Source organism: uncultured Sphingomonas sp. (assembly GCF_937871615.1).
In the GTDB taxonomy this organism is placed as follows: Bacteria; Pseudomonadota; Alphaproteobacteria; order Sphingomonadales; family Sphingomonadaceae; genus Sphingomonas.
In genome coordinates this window covers 1-4,945 of sequence record NZ_CALMPA010000007.1, presented here as the reverse complement: position 1 = coordinate 4,945, position 4,945 = coordinate 1, and the positions used below count along the sequence as shown (strand labels likewise).

Sequence of the window (4,945 nt, the reverse complement as noted above, 5' to 3'; positions counted from 1 at the left end):
CCCCACACTTTGCGTGGCGCGATGCGGGCCGCGAGTAGTTCGGTCACCGCGGCGCCGACATTCGCTGGCGCCCAGCGCGCGCCGGCATCGATGACCGGCCCTTCGCGCCAGCCGTCTTCCAGCATGATCTTTCCTCCCTCCAGTTCGAACACGCAGCCGGTGACATGCGCGGATTGCGCGCTGCCCAGCCACACCACGGTGGGGGCGATATTGGCCGGGTCCATCGTGTCGAACGCCTGATCCGCGGTCGCCATCTTCTCGGCGAACGCCTGTTCGGTCATGCGGGTGCGCGCCGACGGGGCGAGCGCGTTGGCGGTGATGCCGTAGCGGCCCAGTTCGGCGGCCTGCACCAAAGTCAGCGCGGCGATCCCGCCCTTGGCGGTGGAGTAAGCGGCCTGTGCGATCGAGCCTTGCAGCCCCGCGCCGCTGGTGGTGTTGATGATCCGCGCGTCAACGGGATCGCCCGCCTTCTGCCGCGCGCGCCAGTAATCGACCGCGTGGCGGCTGAGACAGAAATGGCCGCGCAGATGGACGTGCATCGTCGCATCCCATTCATCGAGCGTCGCGGATACGAACATCCGGTCGCGCACGATGCCGGCGTTGTTGACCACCACGTCGAGCCCGCCAAACGCCGCCACGGCGGCATCGACGATGCGCTTGGCGCCATCCCAGTCGGTGATGTCCTCGTAATTGGCGATCGCCTGCCCGCCGGTGGCCGTGATTTCCGCCACCACCGCGTCCGCCGCGCTGGTGTCGCGCCCCTCGCCGCCGAGCGAGGTGCCGATATCGTTCACCACCACGCTTGCGCCCTCGGCGGCGAAGGCCAGCGCATATTCGCGCCCCAGCCCGCGCGCCGCGCCGGTGATGATGACGACGCGCCCGTCGCAGATGCCCATGCTCACAGCCTCTCGATGATGGTGACGTTCGCGAGGCCGCCGCCTTCGCACATCGTCTGGAGGCCATAACGTCCGCCGGTTCGCTCCAGCTCGTAGAGCAAGGTGGTCATCAGCTTCGCGCCGGTCGCGCCGAGCGGATGGCCGAGCGCGATCGCGCCGCCGTTGACGTTGACGCGCGAAAGGTCTGCGTCGAGTTCCTTCGCCCAGGCGAGCGCGACGCTGGCGAATGCCTCGTTGATCTCGATGAGGTCGATATCGCCGAGTTTGAGCCCGGTCTTTTCCAGCGCATGGCGGGTGGCCGGGATCGGCGCGGTCAGCATCATGATCGGGCTATCACCGCGCACCGAGAGGTGATGGATGCGCGCGCGCGGCTTCAGCCCGTGATCGCGCACCGCCTGTTCGCTCGCGATCAGCACCGCCGCCGCGCCATCGGATATCTGGCTGGAGACGCCGGCGGTGACGATCCCACCCTCGCGCACCGGCTTCAGGTTCGCCAGCCCCTCGGGCGTCGTGCCGCGTCGCACGGTCTCGTCCATCGCGAAATCGCCGACCGGCACGATCTGGCTGGTGAAGCGGCCGCCGTCGATCGCCTGTTCGGCGCGCCGGTTGCTCTCGGCGGCGAACGCTTCCATGTCCGCCCGGCTGATGCCCCATTGATGGGCGATCTTCTCGGCGGCGTAGATCTGGTTCACCTCCTCATCGCCATATCGCGCCGCCCAGGCGGGCGAGTTCGAGAATGGCGTCGTGAAGCCATAGGGCTGGCCGGCATACATCGCCGCTGAAATCGGGATGGCGTTCATGTTCTGGACGCCGCCGGCCAGCACCATGTCCTGCGTGCCCGAAAGCACCCCTTGCGCCGCGAAATGGATCGCCTGTTGAGATGATCCGCACTGGCGGTCGATCGTAACCCCGGGCACCGCTTCGGGATAGCCGGCGGCCAGCCAGCAGCTTCGCCCGATATTGCCCGCCTGCGGGCCGACCGCGTCAACGCATCCCCAGACGACGTCGTCCACCGCGTTGGGATCAATCCCGGTGCGCTCGACGATCGCCTTGATCGGTATCGCGCCGAGATCGGCGGGATGCCAGCCCGCGAGGCTGCCCTTCTTGCGCCCCGTGGGGGTGCGGATCGCGTCAATGATATAGGCTTCGGGCATCGCGTTACTCTTTGGCGAAAGTGAAGGTGGGGCCGATCGCGGCACCGCCATCGAGGACGGCGCGTTCGATCCGGTGGGCGTGGAAGGCGCGGTCGCCCCAGGCTCCGGCGAGCGCCCAGGCGCGCTTCATCCAGAAATGCAGGTCGACCTCATAGGTGTAGCCCATCGCGCCATGGACCTGGATCGCGACCTCGGCGGCGAGGATCGCCGCATCCGTCGCCGCGACCTTGGCGTGGCTGACGTGGAGTGGCGCGCGTCCATCGCCGTGCTGGAGCGCATCGGCGGCGCGCAGCACGACCGGGCGGGCGAACTCGATCTTCGTCGCGACCGTGGCGAGATGGTGCTTGATCGCCTGGAACTTGCCGATCGGCTGGCCGAACTGCACGCGCTGCCCGGCATAGTCGATCGCGAGCGCGAGCATCCGCTCCGCCCCGCCGATCAGTTGCGCCGCGGTGACGAGCGCGGCGCGGTCGAGCAATCCGTCGGTCTCGTGCGTGTTGCCGGCGGCGAACAGGCGGCGCAGCGGATCGACGCTGTCGAGCGCGATCGGGTTGGCCGGGGGCTCGCCGCCGATGACCATATCGGCGCGGTCGAGATCGGCGATCCAGGGATTGACCGGATGGGCGAGCGCGACGTTGAGCGTGCCGGCGGCGATCGCCTCCTGCCGCGCGGGATCGACCAGTGCCGCCGCGATCAGCGCGGTATCGGCGATCGGCTCTGACACGTTCGCCCGGCCCAGTTCGATCGCAACCAGCGCCGCCTCGATCAGCCCGAGGCCAAGGCCGCCCCGGTCGGCGGGAATGAGGATGCCGGTCAGCCCCATCGCCACCAGCCCGTCCCGGATCGCGGGATCGCGCGCGTCGCCGGCGTCGAGCCGGCGCAGCACTCCCGGGCCATGTTCAGCGGATAGATAATCGCGCACCGCGTCGCGCAACGCGATCTGATCGGGCGTAAGACGGAAATCCATGACGCCCCCTATCGCGGCAGGCCGAGCAGGCGCTCGGCGACGATGTTGCGCTGGATCTCGTTCGATCCGGCGTAGATCGGGCCGGAGAGCGAGAAGATATAGCCCTCCAGCCACGCATTGGCCTCGCCATCGGGCAAGGTCCGCAGTTCGGCGACGGCGCCGAGCAGACTCATCGCCGCGCGATGCTGGGCGCGATCCATCTCGGACCAGAAGATCTTGTTGAGGCTCGCCTCCGCGCCGATCCTGCCGCCCGCCATCACCTGTGCCGCGACGGAATAGGTGTTGAGCGCATAGGCTTCGGCATCCATCCACGCCTGCAGCACCGCGTCTTTCGCGCTCGCCGATGCGGTTGCCCGGTGCGCGCGATAAAGCTCCGCCAGTCGCTGCGCCGTCGCCTGAAAGCGCGCGGGCGAGCGCAGCATCAACCCGCGTTCGAACCCGGCGGTTGCCATTGCGACGTTCCACCCTTCACCTTCGGCGGCGATGCGGTTGGCGGCCGGCACGCGCACATTGTCGAAGAAGATTTCCGCAAAGCCCGTTTCGCCATGAAGCTGCCGGATCGGCCGGACGGTGACGCCGGGGGTGGTGAGGGGGAGCAGGATGAACGACAGGCCCTTGTGGCGGCTGCTTTCCGGATCGGTGCGGAACAGCCCGAAGCACCAATCGGCGAAGGCCGCGCGGCTCGACCAGGTTTTCTGCCCCGAGATGACATAATCATCGCCGTCGCGGATCGCGCGCGATCGGATCGCGGCCATATCCGATCCGGCATCGGGCTCGGACCATGCCTGCGCCCAGATTACCTCGCCCTTCGCCATGGGGGTGAGGAAACGCGCCTTCTGCTCGTCGGTGCCATATTCCATGATCGTCGGGCCGAGCAGGAAGATGCCGTTCTGGTTGGCGCGCAGCGGCGCGCCCGCCGCCCAATATTCCTCCTCGAAGATCAGCCAGCGAATGAGATCGAGCCCGCGCCCGCCATAGGCTTCGGGCCAGGTGACCATGCCCCAATTGCCGCTCGCCAGCGTGCGTTCCCACTCGACATGCTGGTCGAAGCCCGCGCGCCCCTCCAGCGTCTTGAGCGGGGTGGCCGGAACGTGCGCGGCCATCCACGCGCGCACCTCCGCGCGGAACGCCTGTTGCTCGGGGGTATAGGCCAGGTCCATCAGAACGCCGCCGCCTTGCCCGTCTCGACAAAGGCATCGCGCGCCTTCTGCGAATCCTCGTGCATGTACATTTCGAGCGTGAAGCCCTGTTCCCAGCGATAGCCGCGATCGACATCGCGCGGCTCCAGCCCGTTCAGCGCCTCCTTGGCGATGACGAGCGCCTTGCGGCTCTTGCCCGCGATCACCGCACAAAAGGCGCGCGCCTCTCGCGCCAGATCGGCGCGCGGCACGACCTTTTCCACCCCGCCCAGCCGATGCGCCTCCGCCGCCGGGATAATGCCCCCGGTGAAGAACGCCGCGCGCACCTTGTGCAGTGGCAGCATCCGCGACAGATGGCTCGCACCGCCCATCGCTCCGCGATCGACCTCGGGCAGCGAGAAATAAGCGTCGTCCGCGGCGATGATCGTGTCCGATGCGCCGCAGATGCCGATCCCGCCGCCAATCACGAAACCGTGAACCGCCACCACCACCGGCACCTCGGCATCGCGGATCGCCTTGAAGGTGAGGTAATTGCCGCGATTGAGCAGCGCGATCCGCTCCGGATGCGCCTGCATCTCCTTGATATCCACCCCGCCGCAGAAACCGCGCGCGCCTTCCGCCGCGCGGATCAGCACGCAATTCACCGCCGGATCGCGCGCCGCCTCGGCGATGATCGCGGGCAGGCTGTTCCACGTCGCGCTGTCGAACGCGTTCACCGGCGGCACGTCAAACACGATCTCCGCGATCCGCTCGGCTATGTTGCAGGTGATCGGCATCAGACGTTTTCCC

At 68.1% G+C, this 4,945-nt stretch carries 5 protein-coding genes; all 5 read right to left on the bottom strand.

Annotation, left to right across the window (positions count from 1 at the left end; all coding sequences use genetic code 11):
- A partial coding sequence (locus Q0316_RS00750; RefSeq protein WP_298668176.1) for an SDR family oxidoreductase occupies nt 1–896 on the bottom strand: 896 nt, incomplete at its 3' end.
- A gap of 2 nt (nt 897–898) precedes the next feature.
- Nucleotides 899–2,050, bottom strand: coding sequence for an acetyl-CoA C-acetyltransferase (locus tag Q0316_RS00745; protein ID WP_298668173.1), 1,152 nt, complete (start codon nt 2,048–2,050; stop codon nt 899–901).
- A gap of 4 nt (nt 2,051–2,054) precedes the next feature.
- Nucleotides 2,055–3,017: an acyl-CoA dehydrogenase family protein gene (locus Q0316_RS00740; protein ID WP_298668171.1), complete on the bottom strand. Its 963-nt coding sequence runs from the start codon at nt 3,015–3,017 to the stop codon at nt 2,055–2,057.
- Nucleotides 3,018–3,025: 8 nt separating this feature from the next.
- The gene (locus Q0316_RS00735) at nt 3,026–4,177 is read right to left on the bottom strand and encodes an acyl-CoA dehydrogenase family protein (protein ID WP_298668168.1); all 1,152 of its coding nucleotides are present in this window, start codon (nt 4,175–4,177) and stop codon (nt 3,026–3,028) included.
- A partial coding sequence (locus Q0316_RS00730; RefSeq protein WP_298668165.1) for an enoyl-CoA hydratase family protein occupies nt 4,177–4,945 on the bottom strand: 769 nt, incomplete at its 5' end. The genes Q0316_RS00730 and Q0316_RS00735, both read right to left, overlap by 1 nt.

What these genes read in the sequence shown, in the direction of transcription:
- Q0316_RS00745 (WP_298668173.1), bottom strand. Translation starts at nt 2,050, where the DNA reads ATGCCCGAAGCCTATATCATTGACGCGATCCGCACCCCCACGGGGCGC.
- Q0316_RS00740 (WP_298668171.1), bottom strand. Translation starts at nt 3,017, where the DNA reads ATGGATTTCCGTCTTACGCCCGATCAGATCGCGTTGCGCGACGCGGTG.
- Q0316_RS00735 (WP_298668168.1), bottom strand. Translation starts at nt 4,177, where the DNA reads ATGGACCTGGCCTATACCCCCGAGCAACAGGCGTTCCGCGCGGAGGTG.